The sequence below is a fragment of the Gimesia benthica genome (genome assembly GCF_009720525.1).
Taxonomy (GTDB): Bacteria; Planctomycetota; Planctomycetia; order Planctomycetales; family Planctomycetaceae; genus Gimesia; species Gimesia benthica.
Genome location: NZ_CP043930.1, coordinates 6,604,548 through 6,625,100, shown reverse-complemented (window position 1 = coordinate 6,625,100; position 20,553 = coordinate 6,604,548). Strand labels below are relative to the sequence as shown.

Below are 20,553 nucleotides of genomic sequence, written 5' to 3'. Positions count from 1 at the left end.
ATATGGGAAGTGGAATTGATAATGAAGTTCAATCTACATTCGCGCACACATTCACAGCATGCATTTACCGCTTTTAACCCGCTGGTACCGGAAGGTCTGGTCGTTCAAAGTCGGCGGAATATGCTCAAAGCCTCGCTGGCAGGCTTGGCAGGTCTGACTGTACCGAACTTGTTGCGTGCTTCTGATTCTCTGCTCTCAGAAGGTAAATCTTCACTCCCCAAGAAGAGTATCATCCTGCTCTGGATGACTGGCGGGCCCAGCCACATCGATACCTGGGATCCCAAACCGGATCGTCCGATTCAGAACCGGGGACCGTTTGGTGTCACTCAGACCAATGTCCCGGGTATTACGATTACCGATCGACTCCCTAAACAGGCAGCCATGATGGATCGCTTTACGCTGATCCGCTCCGTCGATCCCAAGATGAGCAGCCATCAACCCAACCAGGTCATGCAGACCGCCAATCTGCTGGCAACGCCGCGTACAAATCGCAAAGGTGACAAATACCCGGCGATGGCTTCCATCGTCGCCAAGCATCATGGCTCAAATCATCCCGGGATGCCCCCCTACGTCGCCTTCATGAAACACGATTCTCATATAGCATGGGGAGGCTATCTCGGCAAACAGTATGATCCCTTCATCGCCAACGATGCCGCCGACCTGCCCGTGTACGACATGGTTGGTAAAGACACCGGCGGAATGAGTGGCGGCAAGATGTTCCAGTTCGCTCCCGGCCTGTCCTTTGAGCGTATGAAAAGTCGACGCGATCTGATGCTGCAGTTCGACAATCTGCGCAGCGATATCGATCAGGCGGGATCCATGAACGCCATCGACAGTTACAGTCAGCGTGCCTACAACATGGTCCTCGGAAAGCGGGTACAACAGGCATTTGATCTGTCACAAGAGTCGGCTGAAACACGCGACCGTTACGGCAAGCACCTTTGGTGCCAGCAGGCGTTGCTCGCACGACGACTGGTGGAAGCTGGCAGTTCGTTCGTCACCCTCGACCTGAGCTATCATACCGCTTCCGGAACCTGGGATAACCACGGCGATAATATTCCTCCCTACGGTGGCATTAAGAACGGGCTGGGGCCACTGCTCCCACTGTTCGACCATCTGTTGACCACCCTTGTTCTCGATCTCGAAGAACGAGGCCGACTGGATGATACCCTGGTGATTGCCATGGGCGAGTTCGGACGATCCCCCATGTCGGGAACTCAGGGCAGCACCGATGGGCGCAACCACTGGCCGGTCGTCATGTCTATGTGCATGGCAGGTGGAGGTCTGAATCATGGTCAGGTGATCGGAGCCAGCGAAAATGATGGCAGTAACATCAAGCATCGGCCCGTTCGTCCGGGCGATCTGGCTGCCACCATTTACCGCTACATGGGTGTCCCCCTCGACACGCATTATGTCGATGACAAAGGACGGCCGATCCCCGTAATCGAGAATGGTGCTCCGATTCACGAATTGTTTTGATTCGTGAGTTTCGGAGCTTACTCCGGTTTCGCCGCAGAGCCGTGAGTCGCTGATTTTCTGAAAAACCGCCTGAACTGACACCAGTTCCCCGTTTGCATTTCGAGTGCCATGCGATAATCTGCATGCTGCAGACAGAGTCCAGTCCCACTGTGCTCCTGCTGGATGACCTCACTTGAACTGACAATTCACACTGCGTTCTTTCAGAAACCGTTTTGTGCTCATGACCAATACAGCCCTCACGACAGATCTTCCCACATCAGATCAGATCGTTCACAACACCAGACTTCGCTGGTGTATCTACATTCTGCTCCTGATAGTCACGGCAGGTCAGAATCTGGCTGCAATCATGAACAGCGTTCCTCTGCAGAGTGCGAATGACCGTTCTCGCTGGTGCACCGTCTGGTCACTGGTCGAAGAAGGCACCTATCAGATCGATACGATTAACGATCGTTCCGGCTGGTCCAGCATCGACAAGGTCCGTCACCAGGATCATTTTTATTCATCCAAGCCGCCCCTGTTTCCTACGATGGTAGCGGGCCTGTACTGGCTGATCAAAACAGTCACCGGGCTGAACCTGAATCAGAATCTCTATGATGTAGCCCACCTGATTTTGATAATCGTGAATCTGATTCCGATGCTCATTGCGCTGGCACTTATCTGTCGCATGGTCGAAAAGTATGCCCAGACCGATTTCACACGTTTCTTTGTTGTCATCGCCTCCTGCTTCGCTACATTACTGACTCCGTTTCTGCTGACTTTGAACAATCACTCCATCGCCGCCAGTTGCGCTGTCTTTACGCTCTATCCCCTGATGAGAATCATCCTCGACGGAGAACAGAAGAAACGCTACTTTGCCCTCGCTGGATTCTTTGCCATGTTTACGTGCTGCAATGAACTGCCGGCAGCCCTGTTTGGACTGGTCACTTTCGGTCTGCTGTTTAAAGCCAATCCACGACTGACGTTGCTGGTATTTTCTCCCGCAGCCCTGATTCCACTGATCGGTTTTTTCGTCACCAACTACGCAGCTACCGGCGGCTGGAAGCCCTTCTATATGTATTACGGAACCGAGAAATATCTCTACGAACATAAAGGCATCCCCAGCTACTGGAACAACCCGCAGGGTCTGGACCAGAATCTCGATTCCCCGCTGGTCTATTTCTTTCATTGCACGCTGGGACATCATGGAATCTTTTCGCTGTCGCCCATTTACCTCTTAACACTCTTCTCATGGGTGCGCATCAGACAGGCTGCCCAACATAGCCTGCGTCCCCTGCACTGGATCAGTCTTGGTTTGACGGTCATCGTTTTTGGTTTCTATATGACTCGAACCGGCAACTACAATTATGGTGGAAACAGTGCCGCTCTTCGCTGGATGCTCTGGCTCACTCCCTTCTGGTTGATCAGCATGATCCCGCTTCTCGACCAGTTCGCAAACAGGCGCTGGTTACAGTGCGTGGGTGTCCTTTGCCTGCTGCTTTCGGTCTTCTCCGCACATCATCCGCTGCATAACCCCTGGCGCGCCCCCTGGATTTTCTCCTGGTTCAAAGAGGCTGGCTGGATTCAATATGAACAGCGTCCCACAGCATTCAAACGCCCCCATTCCAGTTGGCTGGCATCGATTCCGGAATCAACTCCGGAGGTACCGGAACCGTTTGTCGAATTCACCGGTCCCGCCAACGACGGACGGTTGATCCGTCTCAGAATCAGCGTCGTCAAGTCGGAAGAACAACAGAGCAAAGCACCGAACCTGCGCACAATTCAGGTCACTCGTCATCTGGGAAGTGATCAGGTTCAGTCCAGTCGCTACACCATCGATGTCGCTAAGTTTAATGCGGGAAAATGGCCGGAAGAATTTCTCCAATGGCCGGATGAAAATGTCTCGGACGCAGAGAAGTATGCTGCCTATCGTTTCTTCTATGGCATGCCACGCCGTCGAGCATATAACCCTGGCAAAATCAGACACCTGTTTACACCACTCCGGGAAGACGCCTATCGCTGTCAACTGGCAGCGTCACAAGTCGCGGTTACCATCGCCGCTGATACGGAAGCAGAAAAAAAACTGCGCTACCGCACGGATCTCTGGCTTACTGACCAGATTCCATTTGGAGTCGCGCAGTTCGAAACTTCGGTCTATGATGGTTCCAAAGGACAGCTGCTCAGCCGCCAGACACTGATTGTCACCAGTGCCAGCGGAAAGTCAGCAGATACTACCGAGTAAGTTCAATGAACCTATTTCTTCGGTGCTCCGGGACCAGTAATCGGCTGCACCCAGGCACGCTCGACTTCTCCCACCTCTGATGGATTGGGATGCAGCTTTGACGAATGCACAACTGCCCGCACATAAATCTCACTTCCATCAAAATCATAGCTGGCGGAAGTCCCCTTCACCGATTTAAACGATTCACCAATCTTCTTGCTGTAGCGTTTGGTGGCATGCATTTCCTGGCCCTTGCTGTCCAGCACGGGAATCCCTCGTTTGGGATAACCTTCCCGTGTCCCGATGAATTCGATCGTGTACTCGACCCCCTTCTCGGGATCCACTTCCACCTGCATTCCTTTGTCAGAATGCCGGACTGATTTCAATTTCACACCGGAGGATGCATAGAACTTCCCGGCTTCCAGTGCCTTCACCAGGGCTTCCGGCTCCAGAGTTTCGGAAAGCACGACAACCCAACCCCGCCCCGGTTCGCTGGCGCGACTGGGAATCTTGTGATAGTTATGTCCGTCATCGGTCCCCAGTCCATACATCATGGGCAGGTCCAGTTCAGCCAGCCGCTTCGTGAGAATAATATCCCAGATTCGCTCAGTGCTGGCATGAGATTCATCCCCTGAGTCATTCACACCGGGATGGCCGTTATAGACTTCAAAGAAATTGTCGCCGATCACCTTCATCAGCTCTTCAGCGGTGACCCCATAATGAAAATTCGGATGATTCAGGTGAATCATCATCGACTTACCCGAACGCTCACGTTGGGCCAGCAGTGCGTTGGTATTGTTCTGCATCACCTCATACACGCTCTGCCCTCCGCGTGGCGTCAACAGGGAATGCACATTGGTGGCATTCATATGCACGGGCATATTTTTGTAACGGTCCGTTACCTCTTCGCTCAGAATCAGCAGGAATTTCCCGCGCTCTCCCAGTTTTTCCGACACCTCATCGAAAGTCCGCATCCGAACTTCGATCTGCCCTTCTTTATTTTTTCGCTCTTCAATCCAGTCGGGAAAACGTTTCTTTAATTCTTCGTACGCGTGCAGTTTGCCTTTATTTTTTTCGGGAACGGTCCACCGTTCACTGGTTGAGAGCACGTTATGATCTGTAAATGACAGGAAGTCGTACCCATGCGACTTATACCAGTCAGCAATCATTTCCAGGTAATCATCACCATCGCTCCATAATGAATGCGTATGCAGATTACCTTTGTACCATTTCTGCTGCTCAGTCTCTTCCAGCACGACCGGGTCAGCTGCGAGAGTGAACGAGCTCAATCCGGTCAGGCACAGTGTAAATAAAGAAAAGCAAACCACGGCCTGCCGGGCTCGTGAAGAATAAGCGAAAAGATTCAGAAGTTTCATGTAGCTGACTCCAAAGCAAAATATCACGAAAACATTGAGATAACTAATTCAGAAACCAGGTGGTGCTTTACTGACGAGATCCGCCTGCAATTCCTGATTTTTGTAAACATCGGGCTGTGCAACAGGCTTTAAGACAAAATCCGCGTTCAGGATATTACGTAACGCAACAGGAGATGCCCCCCAGCGAATTATCACCTGCTTCTCACCAGGTTCATCAGCATGAGTGCGATCAGGAATCTGGAGATCCTGGGGCAACACAGCCCCCTGTATCTGCTTGAGTTCGATATCCCCCCATAGATAGAACACCAGAAATTTCAGTTCCAGGGGCACCTGGTCACTCTTGCTGACCAGAAAACAATCTCCCACATTTTCAGTCAATCGCAGTTGATTCTCAAACTGTAGCAGCCGTTCGCCAGCCGGGTGAGGTTTAGGAATGGAAAAGACACCATAGACCACATGCAAAACAGACAAAGCCAGCACCAGCGCGACTTCGACAATCCTGTGGGCATGCTCTTTCTTAAATCGATGACTGTACCAGAGCACCATCACCAGTGATAAACCCAGAATGATCAACTGCCTCAGAAAACGCGAGCTGATCAATGGACTGAGCGTATCCGTATTAGAAGCGTTGATGAAAATCACCGCCAATACACCCAGGGTAAATACCGCCAGCACAGTCGGATAGCCTACTCGTCGTAGAGCGATCTGCTGGAATTCCCAGGCAACGACCGCCATCATGGAATGATGAAGAACAGCTTCCACATGGCCCGGGTACTGGTATTCATCTGCGGCAGGTATTGCACGCCCCACCAGAATAAGGCACCACACAATGCCCAGATGACGACCAGACGCAACCAGGCGATCTCCTGCAGATTTCCTCCCTGCGGGTTCAGTACTCGTTTGATACCGTGAAACAGGCCGAAAATGGCAAACCCCAACAGAAAGCCCATGGAAGAAATGATATCCCGGGCCAGATAAGACGGATAAAATTCCGCCTTCCAGTAAAAGCTGATCGTGGGCTGACCGGTGCCTGCGAACCAGTTGGACCAGAAGCCTTCAATCTGAGAAGCCGCCATCAGTTCCCACCAGCCCCCGACGGCAAAACCCGTGAACGCCAGAACCAGGAGTGATTTCCAGACTCTCAATACCTGCTTCACCCCGGGCATCTTCTGTTGATCTGCCAGGGAACGACCGCGGGGCAGATACAGGGGGTTGATAATAAACACCCCGAGCATCAGTAACACTCCCAGTGCCAGGACTCCTCCCGACAACAAACAGAGCCCCAACGAAATCCCTCCGCACAGGAGTTTGTACGAGACCACACCCGATTCAGACTGCAAGTGCGTAATGAAGCCCCAGATCGTCAGCAGGGCAAACAGAATGGGGAACGCAGGCGCCTCAATCAGTTGAATCTGCTTGAGCACCACCGGATGGAATGCAAGTAAGAAGCAATAGACCAGCGCATACCGCGGATTACAGACTTTACGCGTCAGTCGATATGCGACATACAACATCGCTGCCGTCGAGAAGTAGGAAAACAGAACCAGTGATGAAGACCAGTGCCCGATAATCGATAACAGACCGGAGAAGATCCAGCCGACCAGGGGAGGCTGAGAAATCAATGCATTGCCGCTGTCCCCCAGCAGATGCGACTTCCCCAGGCACTGTAATCCGAACCAGGCAGACAGCTCATCAATCCGGTAGGAATGAAAAGCCAGTAACCCCGGCCCCAGTGCCAGTAACGCCACCAGGGGCGACATTACGGAAGCACGTCGCATCACGGGAAATAAATCATGAGCAGGTTCTGCAGATCGCTGCAAAAGCTCCTGATCACTGATGATTACCAAGGTTGTTTCCTTCTCAGAATCTCGAACCTGACTTGGCAGGGCAACCGTGATGTTTAAACCCACAGATCCCCGGACTGATTGTAACTCCCTGATTGTACATGACAACAAAACACAGGAACACCTCACTGTCAGAAAAGCCCGGAACGTCGGGTGATCACATGTACGTAACCGGAGCGTGGGGGAGATCTCCCTCCTGACCAGGTCCTTTCGTACCTGTTTTTCTGATTCTAATCCTGATTCCTGACCAGCTTTACGGAACCCTTGCATTCCTCATCTTTTTCCTGATTGGGGAAAAATCAATCAGCCGAACAGTCAAAGAGTGCATGAACTGATTGCACCCATTTCTAACCTCAGGATGAGAAGCATGTATAAGGATAAGGTGAAATTTCTAAAATCCTTAAAGTATTGGTCTCCCATGTCGCAACACATCAGCATTGACCGCGCCCATCAGTTGAATGAGCTGATCAGCCATGCCATATCGCAAACCAGTCTGGCTTCTCGTCAGAATGTGCAATATCGAGTCGAACAGGAACAGGTCTACTTGACCGGAATTGTCAGCAGCTATTATGAGAAACAGCTGGCTCAGGAGTCAGTGAGCCGCATCCAGGGGGTCAGACAGGTCCACAACAGCCTCAATGTGGAACCAGCCTCCCGAGCGGCTCTCAGTGTGGATCTCCCCTGAATCGGGCTCCGATCAATGCTGCTAACATGTTCAATTGCAACATTTTGAGCAAAAAACAGGACAATACATCAGGTTACGTCCCCTGACCGTTGTCAAATCCGGGCTGATCTTGTTAGAATTCTCGTTCCTTTGGCTGCCGGCCTTGGGAAGTCAATTATTTTGCGCATAGTAAGGGGCCGAACCCCTTCCAGAGATAAACGGTCAATACTACATCAAAAGGGACATGGGAAGACAATGTCTTTACGCAGAGAACAGTTAGAACGTCAGTTACAGAATGCAGAAGCCGCTATTTCAGACTACGCCAAAGTCCTGGATGAGCAAAACATTCCTGCAGAAGCGCGTAAGAAACACCCCAAATGGCGGCAGATCAACGCTCAGAAAACTCAGGTTCAAAACCGTATCAAGTCCCTGAAGAAGATCGAAGACCGGGAAGCTGCAATCAAAGCAGGCGCTTCCACAGAAGCTGCAGACGAATAAGCTGCCCCGCTTCGAAGTGAATCAAAACATCTGAGTCGCCTCGTTACGAGTGCAACTCAACCGGAGAGGTGGCAGAGTGGCCGATTGTGCAGCACTGGAAATGCTGTGTCCCGGAAACGGGACCGGGGGTTCGAATCCCCCTCTCTCCGCTTTTCAAACTGACCAAACGCGCTAAGTTATTGAATTCAATAGCTTAGCGTTGTTTTTTGCGCGTCGTAATAAACCCCCTGGTGCACAGTTGGTGCACACAGTGTGCACAGGAGGTTTTGATGAGACGACGCAAAAAGTCTGCGCAACGCAAACGCGTTGGGCGTGTTTCGTACTATCTGCATCACGGTGCCTGGTATCTTTACTACCGTGATGGAGACCGGCCAGTCCGGTTGCGAGTCGCTGACACAGAGGATGAAGCCGAGCAGATTGCGGCGCAAGTGAACGCGCAGCTGGCTTCGTCCAGCCCTACTCTGTTTTCCTTCACGTCTGTCAGTTTTTCAGAACTGCGACAGGCCTTTCTCAACCATCACGAAAACGTGGCTCCATCCTCTCCGGCCACGATCAGGCGCTATCGATCGGCGACCCAGCATCTTGAGAATTATTTCAATGAATGCCGTCCTTCTGACCTGGCGCATGCGATCCGGGCAGATCATTTTGTAGCCTGGCTGAGGAAGCAGAAAGTTTCCCCAAACGGCCATCCCAACACGGCCAAACGGGTACTTCGTGATAAAGGCCTGCGCTTCGTTTTGGAAGTCTGTCGGTCGGTATATATCTATGCCGCCCAGCAACGATTTCTTCCCCCCTACTTCGAAAATCCTTTCTCCAAGCTCAACCTGGAGCGGATGAGAATCGAAGATGCCAAACCCATCTTTGTCTTCGATGCGGAGGATGAACTGAGATTCTTCCAGAAAGCGGATGACTGGACTTTTCCCATCCACTTTATTCTTGCCAAGACAGGATTAAGGTCGGGCGAACTGATCCATCTGCTGATCGAAGACGTCGACCTGGAAAACGGATGGCTGCATGTTCGCAACAAGCCAGAGTTGCACTGGAAAATCAAAACCAGACGCGAACGCTCTGTCCCCTTGATTGAGGAAGCGGTCGCCGTCTTACGCAGGGTGATTGGTAATCGAACAGCGGGTCCTGTATTTATCCGGCACCAGTTTGATCCCCTCAACTCGCCTTTGGGAAACCTGGACCAGATGGCACTCCAGGAAGAACTTCGGCAACGCATCTCGCATGCTGACTCAGGAAGTGTGCTGACTCTTTCGCAAACCATGGAGGAGAAGCTCGCCCGAGCCGTCTGGCGTGAAGCCGGCGTGATTCGCTCGGAGCGTGTGCGGACATCATTTATCCGTACCGCCAAGTCTGCAGGTCTGAAACAGTCTTCCTGCCCCAAAAGCTGGCGGCACTCTTTTGCCACACTGCTTCAGGATGCCAACGTCGATCCACTCATTCGCCAGATCACACTGGGGCATAAGCCGAGCGAGGACGTCCGCAGTGGCGGACTGGGGATGACAGGCGTGTATACGCACACTCGCGCCACCACGCAGAAGCGAGAGATCGAACGTGCTCTTCGCTTCTGGCCCCAGCCTCTCGCTTATGCGAGGCAATGGGCCAGTACTATCAAGTCCTGAGTCTAAAAATACTGACTTGCTTTAAACACTGTTAAAAATATTCATTCAATAAAAATGGAGTTAATAGCTATGAACTATCGAAATGAATCTAGTCTTGTACCACGGAATGGTCATACCCTGGTTGTCGGGATTGTCGCCCGTATCTCTGGGTGTCAAAACCAGAAGGAACTCAGCCTTGAGGACCAGGTGGACCACGGTAAAGAAATCGCGCGTGAATATTATGATGGCGAAATCGATTTCAGGATCATCGCAACCAAAGGAAAGGGGGAACGACTTGACCGTCCTGAGCTTGCCGAAGTTGAAACTAGACTCGAAGCAAACGAATTTGACTTACTGACTTTTGAGGATGTCGGGCGTCTGGTTCGCGGAGTAACGGCTTGTTTAATTTTTGGCATTGCGGTGGACCATGGTACTAGAGTGATTTCACCGAATGATGATATTGATACGAACCATCCGGACTGGGAACCCAGATTGATGGATGCATGCAAAGAGCATGTGAAGCATAACGAGCAAGCATCACGCCGGATCAAACAGAAAAAAATGAACCGGTTTAAAAAATATGGAGCTTCGACTCCCTGTCCCATCGCCGGTTATATTAAACCAGATGGGGCCGAGACGTTTTCAGACTGGTCTAAAGATGAAGATGCCGCCGAGTATCTCAAGGAAGGCTTACAAATCTTGAGAAGGACGCTGAATGGTGCTGCAGTCGCGGAATACTTTAATGAGGTGGGATTCTCTCCAGGCCCCTATTGTAGAAAGGATAAATGGGACGGGAGAATGGTTCTCCGTTTCTACCGCAATCCAATTTTAAAGGGGTTACCCGCACGTGGTACGATGCATACCACCAAGAAGCATATAACGGGTAGAAGAACTTCTAGTCGCAACCCGAAGGGGCCGACCTATCGAGAAGAACCACATCTGGCTTTTTTCTCCCCTGATGAAATTGACCCGGTCCTCGAAGCACTGGAGAAGAAGAATGCCCATTTTAAGCGTAAGAAAAACACAAATGGCGTCGATTGCAGGTCTCTTGTTCCCAAGAAACGGACCCGGGCTTTTGGTCAGCATGCCACCTGTTTCTATTGTGGTTTTCATTACGTGTGGGGAGGGAACGGCATGACGGACAACCTGATGTGCTCCAATTCCCGCGAGTGGCACTGCTGGAACTCCGTTGGGTTTAATGGGCCTCATGCCGCACACAATATGCTGGGTGTGATCCTGGAGGCCCTTTCGTCGCTGGAGGGGATTGATGCTCAGTATCAGGAATTATTACAGCAAACTCAAGCTGGTGGTCCTTCGAACCTCCGTACCCGCGAAAACAAGTTGGACCGGGACGAAAAAAAGATTGAGCATGAAAATGAAAAGATCAAAAAATTGATCCGAGAGGTTAATGATGTTGATCCGACTATTCTATATGAAATGATGTCGGAGTTGACTGAACGGAAAAAGAAGTTGTCGCAGGACCGTCTGGCACTGATGTATGCCAAAAATCGGCAACTCGATCTTCCGAAATCAACATTAGAGATCAAGGAGATACTGCTGCATCACCTCGAAGACATCGATATTCACTCTCATGAGTTCGGTGACTTGATCCGAGAGTTGGTTCCTGAAATCCATGTCTATCTGGTACGACTCATTGATGGCGGTCATCTGCTGCCTCGTGCCAAAATCCGCCTCAATCTGGCCGGGAGCATTCCGGATGTGGCTTCGATTCCCGAGTTACAGCAGCTCTTGTCTCGGGAACTGACCTTGGATCTGTTTAAACCCCCTCAACGTGAACTGATCCGACCGGAGGCTGTCAGATTGGCTACCGCTGGTCTGGAACAGCGTGAGATTGCTCGTCGGCTGGAAGGCAACCCCACTCAGACAGCCGTCTGGAACGCCTTGAAACTGCATCAGCAGATGCTGGAACAGGGGCTGACAAGTCCTTATAAATTTGTTGATGAACCCCCTGAAGACTATCACAAACTACGCAGGCACAAGAACAAAAAGTATTCTTTTCAGCCGAAGCCCGGTTATCAGCGACCTCCGCTCTGAAAATGAACACCCCCATTGATTCCTGATCCGACCCCGGCAAGTTGCCGGGGTTTTTTAATGCGCTATCTGAAAGGAGCTATTTTGAAAGCCAGACACACCAAAACCAAAAAGAAAAACGTGAAGCCAACCGGCCCCGTCATTCCGGGAAGCCCCGTCCATCGGCTGTTACAGCTGCTTGCCAGATCAATTGTCAAAAAGTATGAACCGGACGACGCAGAACGGGATTCCCGTAAAAACTAAATTTTGGCCCAAAACGTGTCATAATAAATAGGATTATATGCAGCGTGTTAGCATTCAGGTGGAGCGGTTTTTCGGGGTACTCAACACGCTGCATATGATCTATTGGACTGAACCGCAGGGGCGTTTTCGACTATGGGGATTGAATGCCCGCAGGGTGAAAACAGCGTTCTGTTTTCTCTGTGATTGCGGGCATAATTCTCGGACGGGATCGTTCGCTCAAGTGTCGAGGCAGGCCGCTGTGGCGGGTTGTAATTGCCAGGACGGTTGTGCGGGGCGTCCCGAAGACGGGTGCCGTCACCGGCGCAGACCCCGACCGGAACACTCTATAAAGGGAGATCAAAACGAGGGGCCGGTTCTCTTGCAGAAGACTCATGAGGTATCACAGACCTCCCAGAGTTCGGAAGCCGGAAGCGAGGCACGAACCAAATATGGAGCAGGAAGTCGCTCCCAGCGGGAGTGCAATTCCTGCGACCTCTGGAGCGCGGCTTGACCACAGGAGGGACAGATGGCAGACGACTCACCGGGAACCGGAGACATTGCCCGGGGACGTTTTTCGCTCAGAGGTCCCGACCCTTCCAGCAGTCCGCGGCACAGCGCGATCTTCTCTGCCCGGAAGCGATTGGCCAGAAAGCCATAATGCCGAATCTTCATCAACCCGTCCGGAAGCACATGCTGCAGGAACCTGCGGAGAAACTCCGTAGCGGCGAGCGTCATCGTCCGCTTCCGGCTGCCTTGGGCGTAGTCTTTATAGCGGAACGTGACCTGTCCGTCTGCGACGTTCAACAGCCGGCTGTTCGAGATCGCCACGCGGTGCGTGTAGCGTGCCAGGTATTTCAGTACCGACTCGGGGCCGCCGAAAGGCGGCCGGGCATACACGACCCATTCGGTCCGCACGGACCGGTTGAGAAGACGCTTGAAGTCCTGGGGATCGGCGGCGGAAGCCAGCCGCCCGGGGAATTCCAGTTTCCCCGCGACATACGCCTGCTTGAGCAGGTCCAGAAACTTGCCGCGAAACAGCCGGCTGAGTACGCGTACGGGCAGGAAGAAATCGGCCCGTCCCGCGACCCAACGTGTGCGGTCGGGCGCCAGTCCGCCGGAAGGGACCACGCAATGCAGGTGGGGATGCGGCATCAGGGTCTGTCCCCAGGTATGCAGTACGGCCAGGAACCCGATTTCCGCCCCCAGGTGCCTGGGATCGGCGGCGACTTCCAGCAGCGTCTGGCTGGCTGCACGGAACAGCATCCCGTACATCAGCCGCGGGTTGGCAAGCGTCAGATCCACCAGCAGGTTCGGCAGCGTGAACACCACGTGGAAGTAGGGCACGGGGAGCAGTTCGGTCGCCCGCCGCTGCATCCACTGCGCACAGGCGGAACCCTGGCACTTGGGGCAGTGGCGATTCCGGCAGGAGTTGTAACTGATCTGTCGATGTGCACAGGAGCGGCACGTTTCCACGTGCCCTCCCATGACCGCAGTCCGGCAGTTCTGCAGCGCCCGCATGACGCGGCGCTGGGCAACAGACGTGGTATATCGCTTCAGGTATTCCGCGCCGTACTGCCGCACGACGTCAGCGAGTTCCCACCGGGGGCGCGTCATGAGTCCTCCTGGGGGGTGTCTGGCTGGTCCTGCTCATGGAGCAGATCCAGGGGACTGCGGGTGCGGCCGATTAAGTGGGTGGAAACGTGCGTGTAGATCGCAGTAGTCCGCTGACTCGCGTGCCCCAGGAGTTCCTGGATGACTCGCAGTTCCGTGCCGGCTTCGAGCAGATGGGTAGCGAAACTGTGACGGAGCATGTGCGGCGTGACGGCTTTGTCCAGGCCGGCTTCGTTGCGTGCGTCCCGGCAGACCTGTTGCACCGTTGATACGGCGATCGGCTTGACCCGTGAAGGACCGAGAAACAGCCAGTCGTCCGGACGGGCGGCCCACCAGTAGTGCCGCAGCATTTGCAGCAACAGGGGTGAGAGCAGCGTATAGCGATCTTTGTTTCCCTTACTCTGTACAACATGGATCACCATTCGCTGGCTGTCGATGTCGCACACCCGCAAACGCACTGCCTCGGAAATCCGCAATCCCGACGCGTAGGCCGTCATCAGGATGGTGCGGTGCTTGAAGGAGTGCACCGCCTGAAAGAAGCGGCGCACCTCGTCAAAACTCAGTACTTCCGGTAAATGCCGTTCGGGCCGGGGGCAGCGAATGTCGTGCACGATCTCGCCGCGTTGGAGCGTGTTCCGATACAGGAACCGTAGCGAGGCCAACACCTGCTTATAGGTTCCCCAGGCGACTTGCCGTTCCTGGACCAGATACAGCAGATAAGTCCGGATGGCCTCTGGTCCCAGGACTTCCGGGCTTTTACCGAAGTGCCGGGCAAAGCGGGATATGTTGTCGACGTAAAGATTGATCGTTTTCGGAGACAGGTTCCGCAGTTCCATGTCCTCGATCATGCGCTGCCGCAGTGGAGTCATCACTGGACCTTTCGTGAAACAGAGATTTCAGAGACCGGGAAGGTACTGAAACTATGCCTCACAAATGGCGGAAGCGCAAATCGGAATATTCGGAACAGGCCATACAGACGGACCGGGGTGCTACGTATACTTTGCAGTCCGGTGGGACGAGCCCTCAGCGGAGGGATCAATCACAGTTGCCGATCCCAGGCCTACCGCGAAGCGGTTTAGTTCAATTAATAGGGAATACATAGCTATTGAAATCGTTGAGCTGCTCTGTACCGGCAGTCTGCTTGATTGACGATGGAGTTAATGCCCTGATAAAAAGTCCCTTCGACAGAAAGGAGAACAATGATACAGAAACAAGATTTCATGTTGATCCGAGGGGCCCTGCAGTTCTGGTACGAAGAGATGGATCTCAAGGACGCAGACGTGTTCACGATCTATTCAGGTGGCCCCAGAATCAAGCCATCCTGGCAAGAAGAAGACATTCAACAACTTCGCCAGCAGTTGCTGGCAGCGCGGCTACGTTATGCTGTGTGCCGTTCTGATGCGGCCAGCATAAAGACTCCCCGTCTGTTTAACTCTCCGGAGGTTGCCAGACAGGCGATGGCAGACGCGTCTGACCGCCTGGGAGTCGTTCTGGTCGCCCCAGCGGTCTGAGCTCCCTCAAACCCCTTCCATCAGTTCGGCCAGGCTGATCTCGAGTGTCTTTGCGATCCGCTCAATATTTCGCAGGGACAGTTTCTCTCCCCCCGTTCGATCCCGCCGACGTAGGTCCGGTCCAGCTCACATACGCGAGCAAAATTCTCCTGCGAGTAACCTTGCTCTTTGCGCAGCTCCAGGACCCGCTGTCCAAATCTCACCAGGAGAGTTCTCCAGGATTCAGTGGGAATGCAGCAGAACATGCAGTCCCCCAATAAACGTAAAAACAAAATATTTCAGCTAGATAAGATTGGTAGGTTTTATGCACGAAGAAAATAACAAAACAATGGAAAGTCCCCAGAGCCAGTGGTGGCTGGCGAAGAATGGTGTGGCTGAAGGTCCTCTATCTCACCAGCAAATTAGAGATTCCTTACAGTCAAACAAAATCAGTCTGGCTGATTATGTTTACTCATCAGATTCGAAAGAATGGAAGCCACTGTCTGACTGGAATAACTTCGAGCCTGATACTGTAGATGCCGCTCTGCAATCTCCTCCAGCTCCCCCTCTGGAGAGCTATCCCACCGACCCTCTGATCACGAATCCCAGGCTGCCCGCCATGGCAAACTGGATCTGTATCTACACCCTCCTGGTATCTCCCTGGTTATGGGGGTTCTATGTAGTTTCAGATTTGACAAGTGGACTCACGTTTGTAGAAAACGCTCCCCTGGCCGGCGTGGATGCACTAGTAATGTTCGTCGATATGCTCACATCACTGTTTATCACCGTTGCCCTGTTCATCGGTGGGATGCGACTCCGAGCATTACGTCTTTCCGGAACCACGATCATTATTCTCAGTATCGTCGTGGCCGTTGCGGTACAGGTTCTGATGCTTTTCGGGGTGATGCTACTTCTCGCCATGTCTGATCCGATTCACTATGCCACTAAAACAGTGGCAGTCGAATTGATCGATTTCTTAGCTGTGATTGTCGGGTTGTGTGAAGCAGCCTTTATGGTCACTGCACTTCTCTGGCTGCGACGCAATGAACGGTCTCTCCCCTTAACCTGAGTAAGCGGTACAAACAGGACAGAGAATTATGTTGTTTCAATCTGGTAACAAAGAAAGGCTCTTATGAGTGATAATATGATTCCTGAAAATAGGGAAGCCACTGAATGGCGGTTTGATGACCAGGGCCTGCTTGCAGGCCCTTACTCTTATAATGAACTGATGGAATACGTTGAGCTGGATTACATCCAGCCTGATACGGAGATCATTCACCAGGACGGTAGGAAATATAAAGCATTCGAAATCGGATTATTTCCCGGATTCGTCCCTGTGATTCCAGAGCCTGCCAACGAGCAAAATAAAGTCCTCCCTTTGCCTGGCTGGAATTTCCTGGCAGGAGTGGCACTCTTGTCATGGATTACAGTCAACGCACTGGCGTTGATCCCAGGTGGTCACTGGTTCCACGGAGTGAAACCCTATTCGATGATTATTGGGGGCTGCGCTGTGCTATTGATTGGCTGTTACACGATGCTGACCGGAACAGCCCATGATTCCGGAGGGAACCCGGAACATAGACCGGTGGCCAACAGAATTGCAGGGCTGTTTGTAATTCTCATTGGTGTTTACTTGATCGGTGGTGGAATCAACTTCTTTTTACCCGTAGGTAAATAACTGGAGCCGTTGCTCAGAGAGTCGCTTCAGCTATTTGTATCCACCGAACCTAAATTATGACGAAAAACGCGTCATAATAGATGGAAGAAGAGAGAAAGAGCCAGGAGAAATGACAAGCTGGAAAAAATAAATATCAGGTACGCACGGTGATTCTTGCCACACTTTCGGGTGAGTCCCCATATCTAAATTTTGGCCTAAAACGTGTCATAATACATAGGGGATAGATTACCTATTGTACGATGGTAGTCGATCTCCAAAACAAATTCGTCGTCAGTAAAAACGCCCCGCATGCCACAGGTATGCGGGGCGTTTTGTGTTTTCACATCTCCAATAGAAAGGAGCCTTGCTTGGAATACATGGTTTTAACGTTCGTCTCTGTCGCCCTGTTGCTGACTGTCGTCTCTCTGATCAAGGAACGGCGGTTGCGGCTGGCGCTGCAGGGAATTCTCAGACACCTGATTCAACGCTGGAGGGCACATGGAAAAACCGACTCTACCAATCACACTAACACTGATCCTGTTGACCGGAGCCGGCTGTAGTTCCGACGAAAACAGTCGTGTGGCCGAACTGGCCACGCGGCAATTGGAGCGCCAGGCCGAACAGAACCAGCGCATGGCGGAACTCCAGCAGGAAGTCGCCTCTGGTTCACGGGAACTGGTGGAAGCGGATGCCAGATCCCGGCAGGAGATGGTCACCCTACAACGCGAGATGCAAACTGAGCGAAACGAGATTGGGCACCAGCGGGACCAGCTGGAAGCGGAACGCCGCGACATCGCCGACATCCGCCACCGTGATCCGATCATTGCCGCTGCGATCACCAGGGTAGCCATGGTGGTGGTTAGCCTGCTGCCCTTACTCATCTGCTGGTTGCTACTCAGTCAGAAAATCGAACCCGCAGACGAACAGCAAATGACAGAGCTACTGCTAGATGACCTGGTCTCAGCAGAACCGTGGCTGATGCCACCTGCAAATACAAATCCAGACAAACCACGGCTGACGGATTTCTCGCAGCCCCTCGATCCTGATGATCCCACAGAAAGGAGCACATGAAATGTCACATATTGTCACGATCCAGACAGAGGTCCGCGACGCGGAAGCACTGGGCCTGGCCTGCCGTCGACTCAATCTGGGCGAACCCGTTCACGAAAGCGTCACGCTGTTCAGCGGAGAAGTCACTGGCTACGCGGTCCGTCTCCCTGACTGGCGGTATCCTGTCGTCTTTGACGTCGAACAGGGCCAGGTCCGCTACGACAACTTTGAAGGCCGCTGGGGTGAGCCGACTCACCTCAATCGGCTACTGCAATCCTATGGCGTTGAAAAATGCCGTCTGGAAGCGCGCCGCAAGGGACATTCCGTCCTGGAAAATCGGCTCAGCGACGGTTCCATCAAACTCACCATTCAGATCGGAGAAGGCTAGTGAAAATCATTGAAATCATCATTTCAACCGACGGTCAGTCCCGGATCGAGACCCGCGGCTTTACCGGTTCCCATTGTCGGGATGCCAGTCGGTTTCTGGAAGGAGCTTTGGGAAAAGTCTCCTCGGAACAGCTGACTGCCGAATACCACCAATCCATTCAACACCAACCCAACCAACTCAAACAGGAGAATTAGCTTTCAATTCACAACACATACAGGAATTACCTGAACGAATTGACGGAGCTCCCTCACGGGTGCGTGTGTTGGTGGTCGTCGAAGGGACACACGACATCAAGTTCCTGAGACGCATCTCGGCACTTCTCCATTCTGCGCATCCCGCACTGCCTGATCTGGCCGCAATGGAACGTAATAGAGAACTTATCTTCCTGCCGATCAGTGGGCATCCTCAAGCTTGGATTAGACGACTTTCGCCACTCAATCTGCCAGAGTTTCATTTGTACGATCGCGAGCAGTCACCGGTTACAGAACAACGTCTGGAGACCGTCGACAGGATCAACCAACGCTCTCGTTGCCGCGGCATGTTGACGCAGAAACGGAGTCTGGAGAACTATCTGCATCCCCACTCGATTCAGGTTATCACTAATGTTCCACTGGAATTCGATGACCATGCTTGTGTGGCAACTCTGGCAGCACAACAAGTTTTTGAGAGCAGTCATGGAAAATCCACCTGGCAACGGCTCACTCGTCGTGCTCGGGTGCGACTAACGAATCGGGCCAAGCACTGGCTCAACACCAGTGCCGTTGAGGAGATGACGGTCCCCCTGCTGCAGGAACGTGATCCGGACGGAGAAATCATCTCCTGGCTGGAGACGATCCATCAACTGGCTGAGACCGCTTAAGCACACTTCACACACCTATTTCTTTCAACCTAAGAGGAACACTTATGTTACTAACCGAACGACTGGCGGAGAACGTACGCGCCTGCTTTACCGGGATCTGGATTCAGAGCCACGAACATGACGAGGCGTTGTTGGAAATTACCCGGCTCTGCCACAGTGAAGACTGGGGCTTGCTCTCTTGGGATATTGACCGGGGGCTACAGGGAACGCAAGCCATTGAAGAGAGTGATGCGTCGTACCCTGATCCCCTGGCAGCCATACACAGCCTCAACAGCCAGGCCGATTCAGATCGGCCCACGCTGCTCGTCCTCAAGAATTTCCACCGCTTTATTAACTCTCCCGAAATCATCCAGGCACTGACGCAACAGATCGGTCTGGGAAAGCAAACCCGAACCTTTGTGATCATACTATCCAGTCTGATCCAGATTCCCCCGGAACTGGAAAAGCTGTTCGTCTGTCTGGAACACGATCTCCCCGACCGGAGCCAGCTGGAGGAGATCGCTCGCAGCATTGCCACGGAACCCGGCGAACTACCGGAAGGAACGGAACTGGAGCGTGTTCTGGACGCTGCCTGCGGCCTGACCCGCTACGAGGCAGAGGGTGCTTTCAGCCTCTCCCTGGTACGACACGGACGCATCGACGTCTCCGTCGTGCTGGAGCTGAAGGCTCAGACGCTGCTAAAAAGCGGTCTGCTAACGCTCCACAGCGGCTCGGAATCATTTGATGACCTGGGAGGCCTGGAATCTTTAAAAGCCTTTTGCCGGCGTGCGCTGCGTCCCAGATCACAGGAATCATCCCATGTTCGTCCTCGGGGCGTTCTGCTGTTGGGAGTTCCCGGGACCGGGAAAAGTGCCTTCGCCAAAGCACTGGGAAAAGAGACCGGAAGAGCCACACTGACACTCGACGTGGGAGCCCTGATGGGCGCGCTGGTCGGTCAGACCGAGGAGCGAACAAGACGGGCGCTCCGCATCGTTGATGCGATACAGCCCGCCGTCCTGTTTATCGATGAGGTCGAAAAGGGGCTGAGCGGGGCCACCTCGTCCGGACAGTCCGACAGCGGTGTTTCCACACGCATGCTGGGGACACTTTTAAGCTGGCTGAACGACCATACTTCAGACGTGTTCGTGGTCTGTACTGCCAACGACATTTCAAAACTTCCTCCCGAGCTGATCCGTGCCGAACGCTTTGACGGTCTCTTCTTTCTGGATCTGCCCGGAGATTCACAGAAGCAGGTGATCTGGAACATCTATCGAGAACAGTATGGACTCACAGAGGATCAGAAGCTGCCCGAAGACCGACACTGGACCGGTTCCGAAATCAGGGCTTGCTGTCGCCTGGCAGCCCTGCTGGATGTCCCGTTAACCCAGGCTGCTGAAAACGTGGTCCCCGTGGCCGTCACTGCCGCAGAATCAGTGGCTCGACTCAGACGCTGGGCCAGCAACCGTTGCCTGTCTGCAGAGCAGCCGGGCGTCTTTGTTCACGGAGAGCGGTCGGAAGGCCGAGCGCAGCGCAAACTCTCCCGTGATCCCCGCAGAAACTAAACCTGACTTTGAATCAAG

At 53.0% G+C, this 20,553-nt stretch carries 21 protein-coding genes, 1 tRNA gene and 1 pseudogene; 17 read left to right on the top strand and 6 right to left on the bottom strand.

Going from position 1 to position 20,553, the window contains the following annotated elements; translation table 11 throughout:
- Positions 1 to 21 precede the first annotated feature (21 nt).
- Positions 22 to 1,479, top strand: a complete 1,458-nt coding sequence (locus tag F1728_RS25915; protein ID WP_145042166.1) for a DUF1501 domain-containing protein — start codon at positions 22 to 24, stop codon at positions 1,477 to 1,479.
- Between the two features lie 220 nt (positions 1,480 to 1,699).
- On the top strand, positions 1,700 to 3,697 hold the full coding sequence (locus tag F1728_RS25910) for a hypothetical protein (RefSeq protein ID WP_155366460.1): 1,998 nt from the start codon (positions 1,700 to 1,702) through the stop codon (positions 3,695 to 3,697).
- A gap of 11 nt (positions 3,698 to 3,708) precedes the next feature.
- Here F1728_RS25910 and F1728_RS25905 read toward each other — a convergent pair whose 3' ends face one another.
- The 3 genes from F1728_RS25905 to F1728_RS25895 are packed head-to-tail and all read right to left on the bottom strand — an operon-like array spanning position 3,709 to position 6,899.
- Positions 3,709 to 5,052, bottom strand: coding sequence for a CehA/McbA family metallohydrolase domain-containing protein (locus F1728_RS25905; protein ID WP_155366459.1), 1,344 nt, complete (start codon positions 5,050 to 5,052; stop codon positions 3,709 to 3,711).
- Between the two features lie 48 nt (positions 5,053 to 5,100).
- The gene (locus tag F1728_RS25900; RefSeq protein ID WP_155366458.1) at positions 5,101 to 5,790 is read right to left on the bottom strand and encodes a hypothetical protein; all 690 of its coding nucleotides are present in this window, start codon (positions 5,788 to 5,790) and stop codon (positions 5,101 to 5,103) included.
- Positions 5,787 to 6,899: an ArnT family glycosyltransferase gene (locus F1728_RS25895; protein ID WP_194242531.1), complete on the bottom strand. Its 1,113-nt coding sequence runs from the start codon at positions 6,897 to 6,899 to the stop codon at positions 5,787 to 5,789. Before F1728_RS25895 ends, F1728_RS25900 begins: the two co-directional genes overlap by 4 nt.
- Positions 6,900 to 7,263: 364 nt before the next feature.
- Between F1728_RS25895 and F1728_RS25890 the strand changes: the two genes are divergently transcribed.
- The 6 genes from F1728_RS25890 (at position 7,264) to F1728_RS25865 (ending at position 11,960) form a co-directional block, all read left to right on the top strand.
- Positions 7,264 to 7,581: a BON domain-containing protein gene (locus F1728_RS25890; RefSeq protein WP_194242530.1), complete on the top strand. Its 318-nt coding sequence runs from the start codon at positions 7,264 to 7,266 to the stop codon at positions 7,579 to 7,581.
- A 234-nt stretch (positions 7,582 to 7,815) separates the two neighbouring features.
- Positions 7,816 to 8,058 (top strand): hypothetical protein, encoded by a 243-nt coding sequence (locus F1728_RS25885; protein ID WP_145042171.1) that lies wholly within the window; start codon positions 7,816 to 7,818, stop codon positions 8,056 to 8,058.
- A gap of 62 nt (positions 8,059 to 8,120) precedes the next feature.
- Positions 8,121 to 8,207 (top strand) — tRNA-Ser (locus F1728_RS25880).
- Positions 8,208 to 8,327: 120 nt separating this feature from the next.
- Positions 8,328 to 9,686, top strand: a complete 1,359-nt coding sequence (locus F1728_RS25875; RefSeq protein ID WP_155366455.1) for a tyrosine-type recombinase/integrase — start codon at positions 8,328 to 8,330, stop codon at positions 9,684 to 9,686.
- Between the two features lie 69 nt (positions 9,687 to 9,755).
- Positions 9,756 to 11,720 (top strand): recombinase family protein, encoded by a 1,965-nt coding sequence (locus F1728_RS25870; RefSeq protein ID WP_194242529.1) that lies wholly within the window; start codon positions 9,756 to 9,758, stop codon positions 11,718 to 11,720.
- 57 nt (positions 11,721 to 11,777) lie between these two features.
- On the top strand, positions 11,778 to 11,960 hold the full coding sequence (locus F1728_RS25865; RefSeq protein ID WP_155366453.1) for a hypothetical protein: 183 nt from the start codon (positions 11,778 to 11,780) through the stop codon (positions 11,958 to 11,960).
- A 369-nt stretch (positions 11,961 to 12,329) separates the two neighbouring features.
- Here the strand turns inward: F1728_RS25865 and F1728_RS25860 are convergent, their stop codons facing one another.
- Both F1728_RS25860 and F1728_RS25855 read right to left on the bottom strand, forming a co-directional pair.
- Positions 12,330 to 13,553: an IS91 family transposase gene (locus F1728_RS25860; RefSeq protein WP_155366452.1), complete on the bottom strand. Its 1,224-nt coding sequence runs from the start codon at positions 13,551 to 13,553 to the stop codon at positions 12,330 to 12,332.
- Complete coding sequence (locus F1728_RS25855) at positions 13,550 to 14,419, bottom strand: tyrosine-type recombinase/integrase (protein WP_155366451.1); 870 nt, start codon at positions 14,417 to 14,419, stop codon at positions 13,550 to 13,552. Before F1728_RS25855 ends, F1728_RS25860 begins: the two co-directional genes overlap by 4 nt.
- Before the next feature lie 330 nt (positions 14,420 to 14,749).
- On the opposite strand from F1728_RS25855, the gene F1728_RS25850 reads away from it, so the two are divergent.
- Positions 14,750 to 15,061, top strand: a complete 312-nt coding sequence (locus F1728_RS25850) for a hypothetical protein (protein ID WP_155366450.1) — start codon at positions 14,750 to 14,752, stop codon at positions 15,059 to 15,061.
- A 6-nt stretch (positions 15,062 to 15,067) separates the two neighbouring features.
- Here the strand turns inward: F1728_RS25850 and F1728_RS25845 are convergent.
- A pseudogene (locus tag F1728_RS25845) lies at positions 15,068 to 15,306 on the bottom strand (helix-turn-helix domain-containing protein).
- An 83-nt stretch (positions 15,307 to 15,389) separates the two neighbouring features.
- Between F1728_RS25845 and F1728_RS25840 the strand changes: the two are divergent.
- From F1728_RS25840 to F1728_RS25810, 8 genes are all read left to right on the top strand, one after another.
- Positions 15,390 to 16,109 carry a DUF4339 domain-containing protein gene (locus F1728_RS25840; RefSeq protein WP_194242528.1) on the top strand — a complete coding sequence of 240 codons (720 nt, stop codon included), beginning with the start codon at positions 15,390 to 15,392 and terminating at the stop codon, positions 16,107 to 16,109.
- 63 nt (positions 16,110 to 16,172) lie between these two features.
- Positions 16,173 to 16,718, top strand: coding sequence for a hypothetical protein (locus F1728_RS25835; protein WP_155366448.1), 546 nt, complete (start codon positions 16,173 to 16,175; stop codon positions 16,716 to 16,718).
- A gap of 347 nt (positions 16,719 to 17,065) precedes the next feature.
- Positions 17,066 to 17,257: a hypothetical protein gene (locus tag F1728_RS31385; protein WP_194242527.1), complete on the top strand. Its 192-nt coding sequence runs from the start codon at positions 17,066 to 17,068 to the stop codon at positions 17,255 to 17,257.
- Entirely contained in the window at positions 17,196 to 17,768 is a 573-nt protein-coding gene (locus F1728_RS25830; RefSeq protein WP_155366447.1) for a hypothetical protein, read from the top strand. The genes F1728_RS31385 and F1728_RS25830 overlap by 62 nt, the downstream gene beginning before the upstream one ends.
- Position 17,769: 1 nt before the next feature.
- A complete protein-coding gene (locus F1728_RS25825; protein ID WP_155366446.1) occupies positions 17,770 to 18,135 on the top strand; it encodes a DUF1257 domain-containing protein in 366 nt (121 codons plus the stop codon).
- Positions 18,135 to 18,329, top strand: coding sequence for a DUF2997 domain-containing protein (locus tag F1728_RS25820; protein ID WP_145044139.1), 195 nt, complete (start codon positions 18,135 to 18,137; stop codon positions 18,327 to 18,329). The genes F1728_RS25825 and F1728_RS25820 overlap by 1 nt, the downstream gene beginning before the upstream one ends.
- A gap of 59 nt (positions 18,330 to 18,388) precedes the next feature.
- A complete protein-coding gene (locus F1728_RS25815; RefSeq protein WP_228030353.1) occupies positions 18,389 to 18,994 on the top strand; it encodes a hypothetical protein in 606 nt (201 codons plus the stop codon).
- Positions 18,995 to 19,038: 44 nt separating this feature from the next.
- Entirely contained in the window at positions 19,039 to 20,535 is a 1,497-nt protein-coding gene (locus F1728_RS25810) for an AAA family ATPase (RefSeq protein ID WP_155366445.1), read from the top strand.
- The last annotated feature ends 18 nt before the right edge of the window (positions 20,536 to 20,553 follow it).